The organism is Paenibacillus polysaccharolyticus, assembly GCF_900102085.1.
Lineage (GTDB): Bacteria > Bacillota > Bacilli > Paenibacillales > Paenibacillaceae > Paenibacillus > Paenibacillus polysaccharolyticus.
Genome location: NZ_FMVM01000018.1, coordinates 48,430 through 66,826 on the forward strand (window position 1 = coordinate 48,430; position 18,397 = coordinate 66,826).

The following is an 18,397-nucleotide window of genomic DNA, read 5'->3' on the forward strand; positions in this document are numbered from 1 at the left end:
ACATTTTTTAAATAGGGCGTTGAGTTGTGCGGCAGATAACGCTTATAATATACAAAGAATTAAGTCTATATAGAAAAGGTGTCATGAATGAGCATATTAAATGTAGAAAAATTAAGTCACGGTTTTGGTGACCGTGCTATCTTTAACAACGTTTCATTCCGCTTGCTTAAGGGCGAGCACATTGGTCTGATCGGGGCGAATGGAGAAGGTAAATCGACCTTCATGAATATTATTACAGGTAAGCTACAGCCAGACGAAGGTAAAGTGGAATGGTCCAAACGTATGCGTGTAGGTTATCTCGACCAGCATGCGGTACTCAGCAAAGGACAATCGATTCGCGATGTGCTGCGCAGCGCATTCCAATACCTGTTTGACATGGAACAGGAAATGAATGACATGTACGGCAAGATGGGCGACGTTACGCCAGAGGAACTGGAGCAATTGCTTGAGGATGTAGGTACAATTCAGGATACACTGACAAATCAGGACTTTTACATGATCGATGCCAAAGTCGACGAAACCGCGCGTGGTCTGGGCTTGACCGACATTGGTCTGGACAAGGACGTTAATGACCTGAGCGGTGGACAACGGACCAAAGTATTGCTCGCCAAACTGTTGCTGGAAAAACCGGATATTCTGCTCCTCGACGAGCCGACAAACTATCTGGACGAACAACATATTGAATGGCTGAAACGTTATCTGCAGGAATATGAGAATGCATTTATTCTCATCTCGCATGATATTCCGTTCCTGAACAGCGTAATCAACCTCATTTACCACATGGAAAATCAAGACCTGACCCGTTATGTGGGCGATTACAACCACTTCCAGGAAGTCTACGAGATGAAGAAACAACAGCTGGAGTCGGCGTACAAGCGTCAGCAGCAAGAGATTGCAGACCTGAAAGACTTCGTAGCACGTAACAAAGCCAGCGTTGCCACTCGGAATATGGCAATGTCCAGACAGAAGAAACTCGACAAAATGGATGTCATCGAGATGGCCAAGGAGAAACCGAAGCCACAGTTCAACTTCCGTGATGCGAGAACGTCAGGCAAGCTTATTTTTGAAACGAAAGGCCTGGTTATTGGTTATAACGAACCGTTGTCCAGACCGCTTGATTTGCGTATGGAGCGCGGCCAGAAAATTGCTCTTGTTGGTGCGAACGGTATCGGTAAAACTACCCTGATGCGTAGCATTTTGGGTGAAATTCAGCCTTTGGAAGGCAATGTCCAGCGCGGAGAACATCTGGAGATTGGATACTTCCAGCAAGAGATGAAGGATGCCAACTACAATACGTGTATTGAAGAGATCTGGCAGGAGTTCCCTTCCTATACCCAGTTTGAAGTTCGTGCCGCACTTGCCAAATGCGGACTGACAACGAAACATATCGAGAGTAAGGTCGCAGTTCTCAGTGGTGGAGAGAAAGCGAAAGTGCGTCTTTGCAAGCTGATCAACAATGAGACCAACCTGCTTGTGCTTGACGAGCCGACGAACCACTTGGACGTGGATGCGAAGGATGAGTTAAAACGTGCGCTTCAAGCGTACAAAGGCAGCATTTTGCTGATTTCACACGAACCTGAATTTTACCGTGACGTCGTAACAGACACATGGAACTGTGAATCCTGGACGACCAAAGTATTCTAAAAGGCGCGTATTTCACTTGCATAGAGCATGTGGAATACGCGTTTTTTGTCATATTACACGGAGAATGAAATAGGACAAAAGAATGGTTGACAGGCTTAAAAGCAAACGATATTCTAATTCTAGAAAGCGGTTACATTTTGTATTTAAGAAACCTGTTTTACGACATGGGCAAAAAAGAAACGGTTCTCGGTTCTCCGTAACGTGCATGATTGCACCTGCCTGAGTAAACGGGGCTTTTTTTGCTCTTGAATGAAACCGGTTTCATTGAATGGGGAGGTGTGATCAGCGGAAGAAGCATGGTCTGAGGCCCAATGGACTGATTCATGTGTACTAGGGCGTGTTTAAACACTACGCTGAATATGTAAGGAACCTGCTTATATTTTCAGGCGCAAAGGAGCGAATCGAGATTGGATAAACTGAGAAAACCGGTTGCAATTCTATTATCCGCTGCATTGATGTTGAGTTCTGGACCGTTGATGTACCCGAACAAGGTTCTTGCAGATGGAGCTCTTATTCCCGGATTGTTAATTCAAGACGATTTTTCCGATGGGGACTATACCGTTTCACCAGAATGGCATGTGATCTCAGGCCAGTGGCAAGTGACATCAGATCCGACAGACGCAGCCAACCAGGTTCTTTTTCAAAATGGGACCGATGAAGGTTTTATCACAACGGGGGAGCCCATACCGGATAAAACAGTGTCGATGCGTTTTTATACAGGAGCGGGTGAGGGATTTCCCGGTATTTTGCCGCGGTTTCAAGACAAGAGCAACTACTACTATTTCCAAATGCAGGTGCCCGGCAACAAACTCGTTTTCAGCAAAAGAGTAAATGGTGCAGATACCACGCTAAAATCGGTGGAATATGCATTCAGTAAAAATACATGGTATACGCTTAAAGTGTCGGTATCAGGGACCTCCATCCGCGGTTATATCGTCGAAAATGGGATGGACCGATTGGTTTTTGATCTGAACGATACATCTATTGCAACCGGTACCGTTGGCATTCGAAATAAATGGCAGACCGTACATATTGATGATGTAATGATTGCGGAGCCGCCTCGAGTGAATGAAGCTGTGCTTGCAAAGGATGGAGAGACGGCATCTTCAATTTCATTGCATTGGCCGGAGATTGAAGGGGCAACGGGTTACCGTCTGTATCGCTCGAACACGCAGGAAGGCGGCTACTCTTATGTAAGTCAGACGTCATCAACTAGTTATGTAGATGAAGGACTAAGCTCGGATACAGCCTATTATTACAGATTTGCCTATGACTACGGGGCATTAACCGAGTCACAGTGGTCTGTCCCGCTTGAAGCCAAAACGGCTGCCGAGGCACCACAGGCACCGGGGGACTTGAAGGCGACAGCGTTGACAGCGACAAGTGTCAAATTGAGCTGGAATACGGTCAGTAAGGCGAATGGTTATCGTGTCGTTCGCGCAGAGCAAGGAACGGAAGATTATGAACAGGTATATGACGGCAACCTATTGTCTTTTACAGATCAGGCACTTGAGCCTGGAAAGAATTACAGTTATCGGGTGACGGCGTACAATGCTGCGGGTGAATCGACATTTAGTACAGCGGAAGCGCAGACGTACACGGTAGATTCTCCTTCAGGATTTGGTGTTACTGCTATAACGGATACGTCCATTTCCTTAGGATGGGCTGCACTGCCCGGATCGGAAGTCTCCTACAAGGTTTCGAAGGCCACAAGCGCTTCAGGGACGTATCAGCAAGTCTACACAGGGAAGTCTACTTCGTTAGACGATACAGGTTTGACGATGGGCACGGGATATTTTTATACCATTCAGGCCAAAGTGGACGGAATGGATACTCCTGTATCTGCACCGCTTGGTGTATCCACGGTGCGCACAAGTATTACGCCAGGACAAATGTGGCCGGATCAAAACGGCAAACCGATTGATGCTCATGGCGCAGGTTTCTTTTACGATGAAAAAACAGAAAAGTATTACTGGTATGGCGAATATCATACGGGGGGGTGGCCTGCTGCGGGTGTGCGTGCCTATTCTTCCAAAGACCTGATGAACTGGACAGACGAAGGCATGGCATTGACGATGCTGCAATCGATGGATGATTTTGACACAAACCCGCTAATTAAGGAACTCTATGCAGGGCGCGAGGATCGTGTGGACATCTGGGCCGATATTCGCAAAGGACGGATTATCGAACGGCCAAAGGTCATTTACAATGATAAAACGAAAAAATATGTCATGTGGGCTCATATGGATGGAGACAAGGACCCTTACAACAATAATGCGAATTACGGTAAAGCGAAGGCCGGTTATGCAATCAGTGACTCACCTGCTGGACCTTTTATATATCAGAAAAGTTACCGTATGGACATGGCTCCTGAAGGCGAGAAGGACTATTTCCCAAGTGACAGAGGTATGGCCCGTGACATGACGCTATTTAAGGATGATGACGGCACGGGTTACCTGATCTACTCCAGCGAAGAAAATCTGACGTTATACATTTCCAAGCTCACCGAGGATTACAGTGACGTCACAGGCTGGCATAAGCAAGGTCTTAAGGATGATAAAGGCAATCCTGTTCGCGATAGCGTCTATCAGGCGGAATACGGCGTAGACTATGTCCGGGTATTCCCGGGTGGACAGCGTGAAGCACCGGCCATGTTCAAGTATCAGGGCAAATACTATATTATCACATCGGGTGCAACAGGCTGGGCTCCTAATGAGAACAAAGTTACGGTCGCGGATCACATCTTCGGACCTTGGTCGGCGATGACAAATCCGTTTGTCCGCACACTGCCGAGTGATCCTGATCCCGGGAAGGCATTTGGTACACAGGCAACTTCAGTCATCCCGGTTGATCCGGAAAAGGGCAAGTTTATTTATGTAGGAGATATGTGGAACGGAGGCAATTTCGCCAACGATGCAGCCAAGTACGTGTTTTTGCCGATCGAATTCGGTATAGGGTCAGACATTGCGATCAAGTGGTATAACAGCTGGACACCCGATCTGTTGAATTCCATGGGTAAGGTAGATATCGCTGATAAACTGCCTGAAGCGGTGAAGCTTGGCGAAGTTCCAGTGCTTCCTTCCACGGTAAAGGTGCGTGATGGAAATAATCTCGTGTCAACGCCAGCCGTCTGGACGATTAATCATCGTGCGATGACAGCGGAGGATTTTGCCAAGCCTGGACCGCTTACGCTACAGATCACGACCCCTGAGTATAACAACAAAACACAGGCAGTTCGTGTGTTTGTCATTCCCGAGAATACACTATACTTTGTGAACAGCGGTGGTTATGATACGGCAGATTACAAGCTGATGAGTGGTTATATGCAAGATACGCTCATGCATCCGGGAATTATAGATCAGATGTATGCTCCGGCTAATGGTCAATCCTGGGGATATGTTAGTGCCGATGCGCTGCCTTCCGGTTCGAACGGCGGTGATATTTTCTCGACCGTACGTTATCTGAATGGCGGCAATGTCAGCAACTCGCCTAAAGGCAAGGATTTGACCTATAGCTTTGATGTACCAAACGGTGAGTATGATGTGTATGCGGGATTCAATGACCCGTGGACGAATACTTCACGCCGTGCGGATTTGTTAATTAACGGTACGAATACCGGGGCGGTTACCTATATCCCTGCAAGTGTTCGGGCGCAAAAGGGTATTCAAGTGTCAGACGGTAAACTGGATATCACGGTGCGTAATACGGCTTCCCAAGACCCGCTGATCAGCTGGATCATGATTGTAAAACCTGATATATCGTCCCCTGGTTACGGTAGCGGGGGGCTGCACTCTGTTTCCGCCACGCCTTCAAGTGTAACACTTGGCTGGGATACATTACACGGTGCGGCAACCTATAAGCTGTATCGTTCGAATCAAGAAGAAGGAACTTACGAAATAGTTTATTCCGGCGCGCTTCCAGAGTATACGGATTCTGGGCTGAGTGAAGATACGGTTTACTATTACAAAGTCGAGGCACTGGACGATGCAAGCCAATCCATCAAAGGATTGTCTGATCCTTATCAAATCACAACAACTCGCCAGACGGCTGCTGACGTGGCTTCAGGCATTACAACACTCGAACAGCCAACGACGGCTTCTGTAAAAATTAAACTGCCAGTGTTGCCTCAAGGTTTTACGGCATCCGTTCATTCAAGCACAGCTCCGTCTGTAGTCCAACTGGACGGAAGCATTATTTTACCAGCGAGTGAGACGACGGTCTGGATTGAACTTGCCATCACACGTACCTCTGATGGGAGCAAAGCGATAACAACACCTCTGATCATTAAAGTGCCTGCACGTACAACATCTCCAGGCGGCAATGATTCGGGAGGGAATTCTGGCGGAGGATCAGGAAATAGCTCAGGCGGCAATAATGGAAATGGTTCAAACCCGGGCAACGGTGGTCAGATAGGCAACAGTAATGGTACCTTAGGCACAGGTCAATCGCAGTCGTCAACTCAACCTGTCACAGAAAAGGACCGCGCTGTTCTTGAACTGCAAGCCTCTTCGGCTCCAGAAGGAAATGCACAGTCCAAAGTGGATGCTTCAGCGATTGAAGCTGCGGTCAAAGCCGCACCTCTTACAGATACAGGTCAACGTCTGGTTGAATTTCGCTTGAAGTCTGTTCCGGAAGCGGCTGCATATGAGCTAGCCCTGCCAGTTTCATCCCTGCTGGAGCAGAAGAAATCAGATGTTTTCCGTATCGTATCAGCGTTTGCAACGGTTGAGTTGCCCGCTGATTTGTTGGCTAAGGAGGGGGCCAATGAGGGTACGGCAGTTATTCGATTGATTCGCACACCACTTCCGCAAGGGATAACGGATCGTTTGGGAGCAGGACATGGTGTGCAAATCGAATTTAGCCTTAATCATCAGAACTTCATGCCTGATAGAGAGATTTCTATTGAACTACCGTATACCTCATCGAAAGAGACCGTGGCTGATAAAGTGATTGCTGTGCAAATTGGAGCAAGCGGGGAAATCATTCCGTTACCACAGAGCTATTACGATCCGCAACGCGGTGAGATTATATTTTCTGCAAAAGCTTTGTCTTTGACTGGTGCATATGCTGTCTTATCTATGGAAGAGAACTTTTCGGATCTAACCGGAGTGCCATGGGCACAAAAAGCGATGGAGGCACTCGCTGTTCGGGGTGTGGTGGATGCAACAGGTAGTGAGAACACCAGACAGCTTCATCCAAAACAAGATATGACACGCGGGCAATATGTGCAGTGGCTTGTAGCTTCGCTTGGTCTAAACGGGGGTTCTACTGAACCATTCAAGGATGTGAATGAACAATCTTCTTATTATAAGGCTGTTAACATAGCACGATCACTCGGTATTACGGATGGGGCTGGAGATGGACGTTTCAAGCCAGAATCCACAATTACCCGTCAAGAGATGATGACCTTAACAGTAAGGGCGCTCGTCGCGGGTGGACTCATTGATGATGAAGCACAGAATTCTTCCGCAACTGATCTCGCTCGTTTCCGGGACGCAGGTCAGATCAACTCGTATGCAAGAGAAAGTGTAGCTGCGCTTGTGAACCTGGGCATCGTAGGTGGTTACAACGGTGAAGTAAAACCTGCGGCTGAAGCCAGCCGAGCCGAATCTGCTACGCTGATCTATGCAATGATGAGCAAGCTGGTCTGGAAAAAGTGATGAATCACTGTAACTTATAAAATAGAAAGAAGCTTGTTTTCACCTGAAGTCAGGTCAAAGCAAGCTTTTTTTGCTGTTCATTGTCGATTGTTGTTGATGTATTTGCAACGAGGTGATTTTCACGTTTTGTTCCTTTATCAGTGAAACTGATAAATGGTATAAAATCATTGAAATTGACCCTCACCCCCCGGTGTGTTAGGTTCTAGAGAGAAGAAATTAATATGATCATTTTAGTAGGAATTAAAATCGAAGTAATGCGTGAGGTGGCAGATGGTGGAACTTCAAGTGACAAATAGTCCTTTTAATCAAGAGCAGGTAGAATTGCTCAATCGACTTATTCCTACATTAACGGACGGACAAAGACTCTGGCTTGGTGGGTATATTGCAGCGTATCAAGCAGGTGTGGCAACAGCACAGACTGGCCTGATTGGGCAAGTTGGACAAAATCCGGTAGCAGCGCCAGTCAGTGCTCCTGCCGTTTCCCGTGAAGTTACGGTGCTGTACGGTTCCCAGACAGGGAATTCCATTGGATTATCGAAAAAACTCGGTAAGAAGCTGGAGGAACAGGGATTGCAAGTAACCTTGTCATCCATGGGAGATTTCAAACCGAACGGACTGAAAAAAATTGAAAATCTTCTGATTGTGGTCAGCACACATGGAGAAGGCGAACCGCCGGATAATGCAATTCCTTTTCATGAATTCTTGAACAGCAAACGTGCTCCAAAGCTGGACGGACTTCGTTATTCCGTATTGGCGCTTGGAGATACCTCTTATGAGTTCTTCTGTCAAACGGGTAAGGATTTTGATAAACGACTTCAGGAACTGGGTGGTACAGCTTTGGTTCCACGCGTAGACTGTGATGTTGATTTTGATGAGCCAGCTGCAACGTGGATGAACGATGTACTTGCATCGCTTAGCAGTACAGTAGCTACTGCGGGTGCGGTAACCAGTGAAGCGATTACAGCCGCGGTAAGTGGTGAAGAATCGGAATATAACCGTACCAACCCGTTCAAGGCAGAGGTGCTGGAAAATCTCAACTTGAATGGCCGCGGATCGGATCGTGAGACACGCCATATTGAGCTGTCTTTGGAAGGCTCTAATCTGGATTATGAGCCAGGCGACAGCCTGGGCGTGTTCCCGGAGAACCACCCGCGTCTGGTAGATGAATTAATTGCAGCAATGGGTTGGAATGCAGATGAACAGGTTACGGTGAACAAAAATGGAGATCAAGTATCGGTTTACGAAGCACTGCTGCGTCATTACGAGATTACAGCAGTAACCAAACCGGTGGCAGAGCAACTCGCCAAGTTGAGTTCAGGCAACGAATTAACAGCATTGCTCGCCAATGATTCCGAATTCCGTAACGTCATGAACAGCTCCGATCTTCTAGATGTGGTTCAGGACTACGCACTGAAGGGCATTCCAGCCGCTCAATTTCTAGCGGTTCTTCGGAAAATACCAGCACGTCTGTATTCCATTGCAAGCAGCTCGAAGTCTTTCCCGGACGAGGTTCATCTAACGGTTCGGACTGTACGTTATGAAGCACGTGGCAGACAACGTTATGGCGTATGCTCGGTACATCTCGCTGAACGTATCGAAGCTGGTGACACCTTGCCAGTTTATATTCAGCATAATCCCAACTTCAAATTACCCGAGAATCCGGATACTCCAATCATTATGGTTGGACCTGGAACAGGGGTTGCTCCATTCCGCTCTTTCCTTGGCGAAAGAGAAGAAACGGGTGCAGAAGGAAAAACATGGCTCTTCTACGGGGACCAGCACTTCTCTACAGACTTCCTTTACCAAACGGAGTGGCAGCGTTGGCTCAAAGATGGCGTTCTGACGAAAATGGATGTTGCCTTCTCTCGTGATACGGAACAGAAAGTATATGTACAGCACCGTATGCTGGAACATAGCAAGGAATTGTACCAATGGCTTCAGGATGGAGCAAGCGTGTATATCTGCGGCGATGAGAAAAAAATGGCTCATGATGTACATGCGGCGCTGATTACGATTCTACAGCAGGAAGGCGGCTTGTCATCCGAGCAGGCTGTGGAATACATGACACGGTTACAACAGGAGAAACGTTATCAGCGGGATGTGTATTAATCCAAGGCTAAGCCGAAAGGTTATATTCCGCAGAAACGAGAGGAGAAAGCGGCATGGCTTATAATAACTTACTTAATCCGCAACGTACCAACAGCGATGTGGAAGATATAAAGATCAAGAGCAATTACTTGCGTGGAAGTCTCACGGAGACACTGGCCGATCGCATTACTGGCTCAATTCCCGAAGATGATAACCGGCTGATGAAACATCATGGCAGCTATATGCAGGATGATCGTGACCTGCGCAATGAGCGCAATAAATCCAAGCTGGAGCCTGCATATCAGTTCATGCTACGTGTGCGTGCTTCCGGGGGAATCGTAACGCCGGAGCAGTGGCTGATGATGGACCGTGTTGCCCATAAATATGCGAACCAGACGATCCGTCTGACCACTCGTCAATCGTTTCAGTTGCACGGGGTGTTGAAATGGGATCTCAAAAATACGATTCGTGAGGTCAATGACTCTTTGCTCAGTACACTCGCTGCATGTGGTGACGTTAACCGTAACGTGATGTGCAACCCGAATCCGAATCAGTCTGAAGTTCATGCCGAAGTGTACGAATGGGCTTGTCAGGTGAGTAATCATCTGGACCCTCGAACTCGTGCATATCATGAACTGTGGCTCGATGGGGAGAAGATCATTGACTCCCAGGATTCGGACGAAGAGGTTGAACCGATCTACGGCAAGGTATACTTGCCACGTAAGTTCAAAATTGGTATCGCGGTACCGCCTTCCAATGATGTGGATGTATTTTCACAGGATCTCGGTTTTATCGCCATTGTAGAGAACGGCAAACTGCTAGGATTTAACGTATCTGTTGGTGGAGGAATGGGCATGTCTCACGGAGATTCGAAGACATATCCTCAGGTATCCAAAGTCATTGGTTTCTGCACGCCGGAGCAGATGATTGATGTTGCAGAGAAAACGGTCATGATTCAGCGTGACTACGGGGATCGTGCGGTTCGTAAACATGCGCGTTTCAAATATACAATCGATGACCATGGTCTGGAGTGGTTTGTTGATGAGTTAACGAGTCGTCTTGGCTGGAGTCTGGAAGCGGCACGTGCATATCATTTTGACCATAATGGGGATCGTTATGGCTGGGTGAAAGGCAGTAATGGCAAATGGCATTACACGTTATTCATCCAGAATGGACGGGTAAAAGATGTAGACGGTTATCCGCTCATGACGGGTTTGCGTGAAATTGCCAAAATACACAACGGGGATTTCCGTCTGACGGCGAACCAAAACCTGATTATCGGCAACATTAGTAGCCAGAAAAAGAAAAAGATTGAAGCATTGATGCAACAATACAATCTGACGGATGGCGCGCATTATTCAGCACTTCGCAGAAGTTCCATGGCTTGTGTTGCGCTACCAACTTGTGGCCTGGCTATGGCTGAATCCGAGCGTTACCTGCCATCCTTGATCGACAAACTGGAGCCTGTACTGGATGAAGCGGGTTTGAGGGATGAAGAGATTGTCATTCGTATGACAGGTTGCCCGAATGGGTGCGCCAGACCGATGCTGGCAGAGATTGCTTTTATCGGAAAGGCACCAGGCAAGTACAATTTCTATCTCGGTGGTAGTTTTACTGGTCATCGTCTGAACAAATTGTACCGCGAAAATATCGGTGAAAATGAGATTCTGGACACACTGACACCGATGATTAATCAATATGCCAAAGAGCGCAACGAAGGTGAACATTTCGGAGATTTCGTGATCCGTGCGGGTTATGTCCCTGAAGTGCTCGACGGAAGACAGTTCCACGCGTAACTTGACGTTTACCCAAAAAGCATTCCTTAAGGAGTGCTTTTTGTTTCTTCGATGCAGAATCGTTTGATGAGATGAACTTGTTGAACCAAGCGCAACACGATATAATGACAAAGTAGAAAGCAGATTACATGTTGAAAGTGAGCGGAAACGATATGGGTCGTAAGTGGAATAATATTAAGGAAAAGAAAGCGTCAAAAGACGCAAACACAAGCCGGGTCTACGCGAAATTTGGCGTTGAGATCTATGTAGCGGCGAAGAAGGGCGAACCAGACCCTGAAGCGAACCGTGCACTGAAGGTCGTTCTGGAGCGTGCCAAAACGTATAACGTACCTAAAGCCATCATTGACCGTGCGATGGAAAAAGCAAAAGGCAGCGGCGATGAGAACTATGAAGAGTTGCGTTACGAAGGCTTCGGACCAAACGGTGCGATGGTCATCGTGGATGCGCTCACGAATAACGTAAACCGTACAGCACCTGAAGTGCGTTCTGCGTTTAACAAAAACGGAGGCAACATGGGCGTGAGTGGTTCTGTTGCTTACATGTTTGATCCGACAGCAGTCATCGGCGTTGAAGGTAAAAATGCGGAAGAAGTGCTGGAAATCATGTTGGAAGCAGATGTAGACGTTCGTGATATCGTGGATGAAGATGAAGCGGTTATCGTATACGCAGAACCAGACCAATTCCACGCGGTACAGGAAGCATTCAAGGCTGCGGGTGTGAACGAGTTTACCGTAGCCGAGCTGACGATGCTGGCGCAAAACCACATTGAACTGCCTGCAGACGCCCAAGTTCAATTCGAGAAGCTGATCGATGCGCTCGAAGACTTGGAAGATGTGCAACAGGTTTATCATAACGTGGAGTTTGTGTAAGCGAGATAGTGACTTCAGAAAAAGATTTTTCTGCTAGCCTTAAACAGTTTTTAGAATTTGTGAAAATATCGAATCAGGTACTCAAATCGACTCTAACTCTTAGAAAGAGTGGGAGAACAATATCGTTAGATAGTTTTATAATTTCCTTTATGAAAAAACACTATTAGCATTTAGCTATTAGTGTTTTTTTTCATAAAGGAAGTACCCTCATTTACCTTTCAGATCACTTTAGTGTCTAATGATGGCATTCTCTATAATTAGCTCAATTGTTTTACATTTTAATTATTCTTGTATACCATCAAAAACGTATTCTAATATTCCAGAAATATTCAACAAATTCCTTTCTTTAAAATATTCCTGTTTCTTACAAGCTAGATCAATATCACTTCTTTATTCTGTTAAAAAAATACAATCTAAATGTATTTTTTTGTGATCACTTGCCAAACTTTTAATCCAAGTGAATAAGCAATGAGAATCATAGTCTGATTCCATTGAATCTTATACTCCGTTTTATCAATTGTGGCCTCAGTCAGTATATTCGTAATTTTATCAGCTGTTAATGGCGTACTCAATTTTTCAAATCGATTTAGGTACATATAGTGTTCTTCATTTTCTTTCCCAATGTAATCTTTAATTTCAACGATACCTGTTGCTATTCCCCTTGCAATTATCCCCACACCACTACTATAGAGATAAACAATATCGTTTGCTTCAATTGTATCGATATAATGCTTCCAAGGGCTATAGTAAGCGGAACATTTCATGTTACTAATCATGTCATTTTCAGCTTGAGGGTTGTTTGATTTATTTGTATTAATAATATAAACCTTTGGCATGGTCTCAATCCTTTTTGTAAGAGTATCTCTATTATATACAGTTTTAACCATAAATGATATGATAGGTAAAAGGATTTTATAACAAAATGGAGGTATATTTACATGGCTGGAGCACCTGAATGGACAAGTTTTGAAAATTTAGCTATTTACATGTTTTTGGAGAAGTATCCCCATAAATCAAGTGAAAATATAGCCGATGAGATTTTCAATAATAGCTTTCTAAAAAACAACTTCTTTATTCATAGAAAAAACGTGGATACAATTAAGCAGCATGTAGACTTACTACGGAAACCTGAGTATCATGGGAGGCTTTTTATACCAGACTATAAAAATCTTAAATAATAAGTATAGAGATTTTAGTATTAGAGTATATTGTTGCAATTGTTGGGACTGTTGGATTAAGGGGATTACAAGTGATTGGCGATGAATGGTTAAATAATTTACAAAAAAATTAAAAGAAATATTTTAGATACTGTAGCTGTACTACATAAAGATGGAGTTCTTTAGTCCCTAGACTACTTTGAAACTAAGAGCTTCTATGCGGAATACGACTAGTAACAGGTGGGGAGATTTACATTTGAATAGATAGGTATATGAGGGCTTTGAAATTCTGGCTGGATTCCACCACGAACACCTAGTACAAACTTCACATCGAGTCATTTCACCGGATTCTACAAGTTGATTGCTTTACTACTCGTTATGACTTTGCCACCTATGGTGCATGGGGAAATCAAGATGTTTTCACAACAAAAAGAACAATTCACCCCAATATTAAAACCGGGCTCCTTCTTGAGGACGTTCGAAGATAATCTGAGATTAAGAAGTAAGATTGGCCAATCACTCATAGTTTTATCATAGTGCCAAAATCAACTAAGTCTCAGAAAATAATGAGCGAACTAAATTGATCGTAGATAATGTTGTGCAACGTCAATAGTAGATGTTTTAGCTCAATTGAATCGGAGCTCATGAGATAGGGACAAGAAGAGATATAGTACTAAATATTATCAAAGTATGTTACTATGGAGGATTTTTCTTGAAAATATTAGTTATTGGAAATGGATTCGATTTAGCTCATGGACTGCCAACAAAATACAACGATTTTTTAAAATTCCTCTCATTAATTAAAGCTATGTCTATGTATCGTGGTGGCATACTAAATTTTATTGAAAAGCATTTAAATGAAACATCAAAAGTTAACAATAATATCAAACAGTACATTCACAAGTTAATTACAGAATTAACTCAAGAGTATGGAAGTATAAAAGATGAATCTCTTGCTAAAAATGTCGACCTGTTTTTTTTAGTAGATAAATCAGAGAACAAAGTAATTCGAGAAATTTTAGATAACATTAAGGGGAATTATTGGTATCAACATTTTGTTTCAGTTGAGTCTTATATTAATGAAGGTTGGATAGATTTTGAGTCTGAAATATCTCGGGTAATACAAGCTCTGGAACAGTATAGAATTAAAGAATGCTTTGATCAAAAAGATATTGTAGAAAAGGGCATTGAACAAACCCTTTTGTCAGTGAGTGTTCGAGAAAACAACCCAGATACATCTAAATTTAAAGTTGATGGAAAATTGCTTCAAAAACTTGAAGAGGATTTGACTAAGCTAATACGCTCTTTAGAGATATTCCTTGTGAATTGTGTCGAGAATATTGATATTGAGAGTACACTTCCAGACATAAAGAACATCAATTTTGATAAAGTATTAAGTTTTAATTATACCAATACCTATGAGAAAGGTTATGTGTCTTTGTTTCGTCCTAAATTTGACTTTATTCATGGAAAAGCAGATTCTAAACATAATCTAGAAACGAATAACATGGTCTTAGGCATTGATGAGTATTTAGACAGTACACAAGCGAGTAAAAATACATCATTTATTTCTTATAAAAAATATTTTCAAAGAATACACAAGGAGACAGGCTGTGTTTATAAAGACTGGATAAGGAAAAATAATTCACAGTCTTCATCTGAACTCTACATCTTCGGACATTCACTTGATATAACCGACAAGGATGTTCTTCGAGAATTGATTGAAATGGAAAATATGAAAACCACAATTTTTTACTATAACAAAAAGGTATATTCATCTCAGATTGCAAATTTAGTAAAAGTACTAGGCGTAGATAATTTAATTTCACGAGTGCATGGTGAAAATAAAAGTATTACTTTTAAGCAACAACAATCCCCAATTAAAGATGCAGAAACGCCTCCAATTTTAGATGAAGCAGTTCGTTAAAAAAGAAATATTGATGAAAGTATTACAACTCATTAAGCTTCATCCTAATTAGTAAGCAACTGAATTTAATCCGATGTTGTTTTGTCGACATTAATTGATAAACGTATAAAATTTCATACAAAAAGTTAGAGTAACAAACTATAGATCGTTCAGATCAATTTCACGACGTACAAGAAGTATTCAAGGTCGCTGGAGTATCGTGACTCCAGAGCAATCTACTTAACTTACTTACGTATGTTCTAAATAATTATGCTTTAAATTGTTTGAATAAAAAGAGTGTCTAGCCAATCCATTTCGATCGGGAGACACTCTTTTTCGCTATATTAAGATTTACTCGGCACAGTGTGGGCTTGCTTATCCGATGAATCGGATGTCTCTTTTTTCAATCCGCCAAATTTGAAGAGCACGATGCCACCTACAATGACAAGTACACCAATAAGTTGGTTCCATGAGAACGGAATTTGCTCCAGACCGAGCCAGCCCATCGAATCAAATAGTAGAGCGAAACTTAACTGAGAGGTTAATACGATGGAGATTGCATAAGTGGGGCCGAGTAACTTCATGCCTTGAACGAGACAGAAGACGACGCCTACACCAATCGCACCACTCAGCCAGTACCACGACTGCATGTGCTGCAAGCTAAATGTATTTTTTCCTTCAACGAGGAGAGAGATTACGAAAGAAGCAATAAATCCGGTAAATAACACCATCGTTGTGGTCGACCATGAACCGATGCGTTCATTAACTTTACTATTAAATATGGTTTGCAGGCTTACCAGTGAACCGGCGAGCAGCGCAAGTAATATACCTGTAATGATCATACGTGTCCTAACTCCTTATTCATAGATATTGTGTCCCGCAATATGACGAAGGCCTGCGCGATTTTTAATGCGGATTAATCCTTGATCCCGTTGAATGTAGCCGTCAGCACACAGCTTCTGAATCACCCGATTCAAATGGCGATAACTGGTGCCGATCAGGTTGGCGATGTCCGTCAGGTTAAAAGCATCCAGTTCCTCATGCAGTACGGTTCCGCCTTCATCCGTTGAGATGGATAACAGATAACTGGCTAAGCGAACATCCACCGGATACATCAGATTAAAGTTCGAAAAGTTCGAATCGATGTAAAACTTGTGTGAGATGATTTTTAGCAAAAATTGCAGTAATGGCGCGTAATCACTGGCAAGCTCAGTTAGCCAGAGGTAATGAATACGGAGCATTACAACAGGGGACACCGCCTGAACGGTGTTAACGATGTTACTTTCACGCACATATTCGATATCTCCCACCACTTCAAGCGGTGTTTTGAAACAGAGCACGAGTGTTTTGTCTTGTGGAGAGGTGGTGAAAATTTTAATTTTCCCCTCTACCAGGACATATAAGTATTCGGAAGCTTCGCCTTCGCGGCAGATGAGCTCACATTTTTCAAATTGACATAGGGTCATATGAGGACGTAGGTGTTCGTGAAAAACCGCCTCCAATTGATACTGTTTTAAATAGTCCATAATTTGCTGGGATTGATGAATCTCTTCCATGCGGTTCTCACCTCTGCGTTAATTGTAATGAAACTACAGCTTCATAATGATGACACCGGCGATCATTAGAGCAATACCTAGGAATTGCGGCAGTTTCATTTTTTGTTTAAGCACGCCAAACCATCCGTTGCTGTCGATCAAAAAAGTTAGAAACAATTGGGCAATCAACAATGCCGAGATCGTAAAAGTGACGCCAATTTGCTGAATCGCGGAGACTTCACTGAAAATAATAACCGCACCAAATGCTCCTCCGGCGAGATACATCGGTTTAACCTGTTTAATTCCCTGAAGATTGGTGTCCCGCACAAACATCAGGATGATCGCCGCGAGTATAAATCCCGTTAACTGTGTGATCGAGGCGGCCTGCCATGTGCCTATATCTGTGCTGATTCTGGTGTTAGCAACCCCTTGTAGCGTAATGCAGGCTCCGCCCAGCAAGGCAAAAATAATCCCTCTCATCTTTCTCCGTACACTCCTTCAATGCATGACTTCGACTTCTATTAAATGATAAATATCTCCAAACAGCCAAGGACAAATGTCCTGAGTCTGAAATTTACAGCATCTAGCGTACACTAAAGCTTCAGGATATTCCAGAAAAGCAAGAAAAGAAGTAGCTATGGAAGGTAGGAAGGGGAGGAAGGAGGTAGAAGTGGATTAACGATCCCAGGAACGCTATTCCACCAAACGAGGTCAAAACGCTGGATATGTGGAAAAATGGAGGAGATAGGGTCACTGAGGATCGTCAGGTTTATAAATGAGACAAGTTACGTAAAAAGGTATGTCAGCTGTAGTTCAAGATGTTCTCCAACCTAGCCTAACGTTAAAACACCTTAAATACAGGCTGTTCCTTTACAAAAGTAATTTTGGTCTCTGGAAAAGACTCCTCCAGTCTGTCCGCCAAAAGCTTCATTCCCGGGGCCTCACTTTCGGCATGTCCAACCATGATGAGTGCTTTGGATTTACCTTGCTGCACAGCATCACGAACATATTCAGGCGTTTCCCATTCAAATCCTTCCCCTGCGATAATCAGATCCACCTGTTCATTCTGAAGAAGAGGTATCGTGACGGGTCCATTTCCACGAAATCCAACCAGAACGGCAGCGCGTCTGCAAACGATTTCAGAATTGCCCGCAATGCGGACATAGTCAATACCCAGACGTTGCTTTAAATGTTGAGCAATTTCCTGAACGGTCATTCCTTCTGGAAATGTAACTATATCCGACTCTGCTGTTCGCCCGCTCAGATATGTAGTCCAGCCAAGCTCCTGAATGAGTCCATCTGTAATGCCATCTGGCTCGAAACGGTGGATTATATCATGGCAACGAAAAAGAGCAATGCCTGCTTGGTCGATCAATGTTCTTTTATCCGTATAAACGGAGTTGTTCACAAGCCAGTCGGTCGCACTGTGGTGATTATAAAATGGGGATTCATGGGCAATAATCAGATTAGCTCCGCCCTGAATAGCCTGTTCAATGACCTGTTGTGTAGGCATAAAAGCAACCACAATGCCTGTTACAAACTGATCCGGTGAACCCGTGATCAGCTGATCCACTGTATTTTCCGGAAGTGTTATCCCCTCTGTGAGGTGCAGTATAATCTCTTGAACCGTGAGTTCCTTTGGCCGTGTCATATTTTTAATTTCCATTAGATTCATTCCTCCAAAATAAGGATATAGTGCTAGTGTATCATCTTCATAGGTAAAAACCAGCTATACATACGAT

The 18,397-nt window shown here is 44.0% G+C and carries 12 protein-coding genes; 7 read left to right on the forward strand and 5 right to left on the reverse strand.

What is annotated here, in order from left to right:
- Positions 1-87 precede the first annotated feature (87 nt).
- From BLQ13_RS22870 to BLQ13_RS22890, 5 genes are all read left to right on the forward strand, one after another.
- The gene (locus BLQ13_RS22870; protein ID WP_090924001.1) at positions 88-1,644 is read left to right on the forward strand and encodes an ABC-F family ATP-binding cassette domain-containing protein; all 1,557 of its coding nucleotides are present in this window, start codon (positions 88-90) and stop codon (positions 1,642-1,644) included.
- A gap of 407 nt (positions 1,645-2,051) precedes the next feature.
- Entirely contained in the window at positions 2,052-7,304 is a 5,253-nt protein-coding gene (locus BLQ13_RS22875) for an S-layer homology domain-containing protein (protein WP_090924002.1), read from the forward strand.
- A 273-nt stretch (positions 7,305-7,577) separates the two neighbouring features.
- Positions 7,578-9,413, forward strand: coding sequence for an assimilatory sulfite reductase (NADPH) flavoprotein subunit (locus tag BLQ13_RS22880; RefSeq protein ID WP_090924068.1), 1,836 nt, complete (start codon positions 7,578-7,580; stop codon positions 9,411-9,413).
- Positions 9,414-9,466: 53 nt separating this feature from the next.
- The gene (cysI, locus tag BLQ13_RS22885; protein ID WP_090924003.1) at positions 9,467-11,188 is read left to right on the forward strand and encodes an assimilatory sulfite reductase (NADPH) hemoprotein subunit; all 1,722 of its coding nucleotides are present in this window, start codon (positions 9,467-9,469) and stop codon (positions 11,186-11,188) included.
- Positions 11,189-11,340: 152 nt separating this feature from the next.
- On the forward strand, positions 11,341-12,057 hold the full coding sequence (locus tag BLQ13_RS22890) for a YebC/PmpR family DNA-binding transcriptional regulator (RefSeq protein ID WP_090924069.1): 717 nt from the start codon (positions 11,341-11,343) through the stop codon (positions 12,055-12,057).
- Between the two features lie 413 nt (positions 12,058-12,470).
- Here BLQ13_RS22890 and BLQ13_RS22895 read toward each other — a convergent pair whose 3' ends face one another.
- Positions 12,471-12,893 (reverse strand): hypothetical protein, encoded by a 423-nt coding sequence (locus BLQ13_RS22895; protein ID WP_090924004.1) that lies wholly within the window; start codon positions 12,891-12,893, stop codon positions 12,471-12,473.
- Between the two features lie 102 nt (positions 12,894-12,995).
- Between BLQ13_RS22895 and BLQ13_RS22900 the strand changes: the two genes are divergently transcribed.
- Both BLQ13_RS22900 and BLQ13_RS22905 read left to right on the forward strand, forming a co-directional pair.
- Positions 12,996-13,235 carry a hypothetical protein gene (locus tag BLQ13_RS22900; RefSeq protein ID WP_090924005.1) on the forward strand — a complete coding sequence of 80 codons (240 nt, stop codon included), beginning with the start codon at positions 12,996-12,998 and terminating at the stop codon, positions 13,233-13,235.
- 691 nt (positions 13,236-13,926) lie between these two features.
- A complete protein-coding gene (locus BLQ13_RS22905; protein ID WP_167375823.1) occupies positions 13,927-15,141 on the forward strand; it encodes an AbiH family protein in 1,215 nt (404 codons plus the stop codon).
- Between the two features lie 323 nt (positions 15,142-15,464).
- Here the strand turns inward: BLQ13_RS22905 and BLQ13_RS22910 are convergent, their stop codons facing one another.
- From BLQ13_RS22910 to BLQ13_RS22925, 4 genes are all read right to left on the reverse strand, one after another.
- Positions 15,465-15,959, reverse strand: coding sequence for a DMT family transporter (locus BLQ13_RS22910; RefSeq protein WP_090924070.1), 495 nt, complete (start codon positions 15,957-15,959; stop codon positions 15,465-15,467).
- A gap of 18 nt (positions 15,960-15,977) precedes the next feature.
- Complete coding sequence (locus tag BLQ13_RS22915) at positions 15,978-16,676, reverse strand: Crp/Fnr family transcriptional regulator (RefSeq protein ID WP_090924007.1); 699 nt, start codon at positions 16,674-16,676, stop codon at positions 15,978-15,980.
- A 33-nt stretch (positions 16,677-16,709) separates the two neighbouring features.
- The gene (locus BLQ13_RS22920; RefSeq protein WP_090924008.1) at positions 16,710-17,135 is read right to left on the reverse strand and encodes a DMT family transporter; all 426 of its coding nucleotides are present in this window, start codon (positions 17,133-17,135) and stop codon (positions 16,710-16,712) included.
- Between the two features lie 361 nt (positions 17,136-17,496).
- Positions 17,497-18,321, reverse strand: a complete 825-nt coding sequence (locus tag BLQ13_RS22925; RefSeq protein WP_244159426.1) for a Nif3-like dinuclear metal center hexameric protein — start codon at positions 18,319-18,321, stop codon at positions 17,497-17,499.
- Positions 18,322-18,397: the final 76 nt, after the last annotated feature.

Bases quoted from the DNA above. Each gene is read 5' to 3' on its own strand.
- BLQ13_RS22915 (WP_090924007.1), bottom strand. From the start codon at position 16,676: ATGGAAGAGATTCATCAATCCCAGCAAATTATGGACTATTTAAAACAG.
- BLQ13_RS22920 (WP_090924008.1), bottom strand. From the start codon at position 17,135: ATGAGAGGGATTATTTTTGCCTTGCTGGGCGGAGCCTGCATTACGCTA.
- BLQ13_RS22895 (WP_090924004.1), bottom strand. From the start codon at position 12,893: ATGCCAAAGGTTTATATTATTAATACAAATAAATCAAACAACCCTCAA.
- BLQ13_RS22870 (WP_090924001.1), top strand. From the start codon at position 88: ATGAGCATATTAAATGTAGAAAAATTAAGTCACGGTTTTGGTGACCGT.
- BLQ13_RS22925 (WP_244159426.1), bottom strand. From the start codon at position 18,321: ATGGAAATTAAAAATATGACACGGCCAAAGGAACTCACGGTTCAAGAG.
- BLQ13_RS22900 (WP_090924005.1), top strand. From the start codon at position 12,996: ATGGCTGGAGCACCTGAATGGACAAGTTTTGAAAATTTAGCTATTTAC.
- cysI (WP_090924003.1), top strand. From the start codon at position 9,467: ATGGCTTATAATAACTTACTTAATCCGCAACGTACCAACAGCGATGTG.
- BLQ13_RS22890 (WP_090924069.1), top strand. From the start codon at position 11,341: ATGGGTCGTAAGTGGAATAATATTAAGGAAAAGAAAGCGTCAAAAGAC.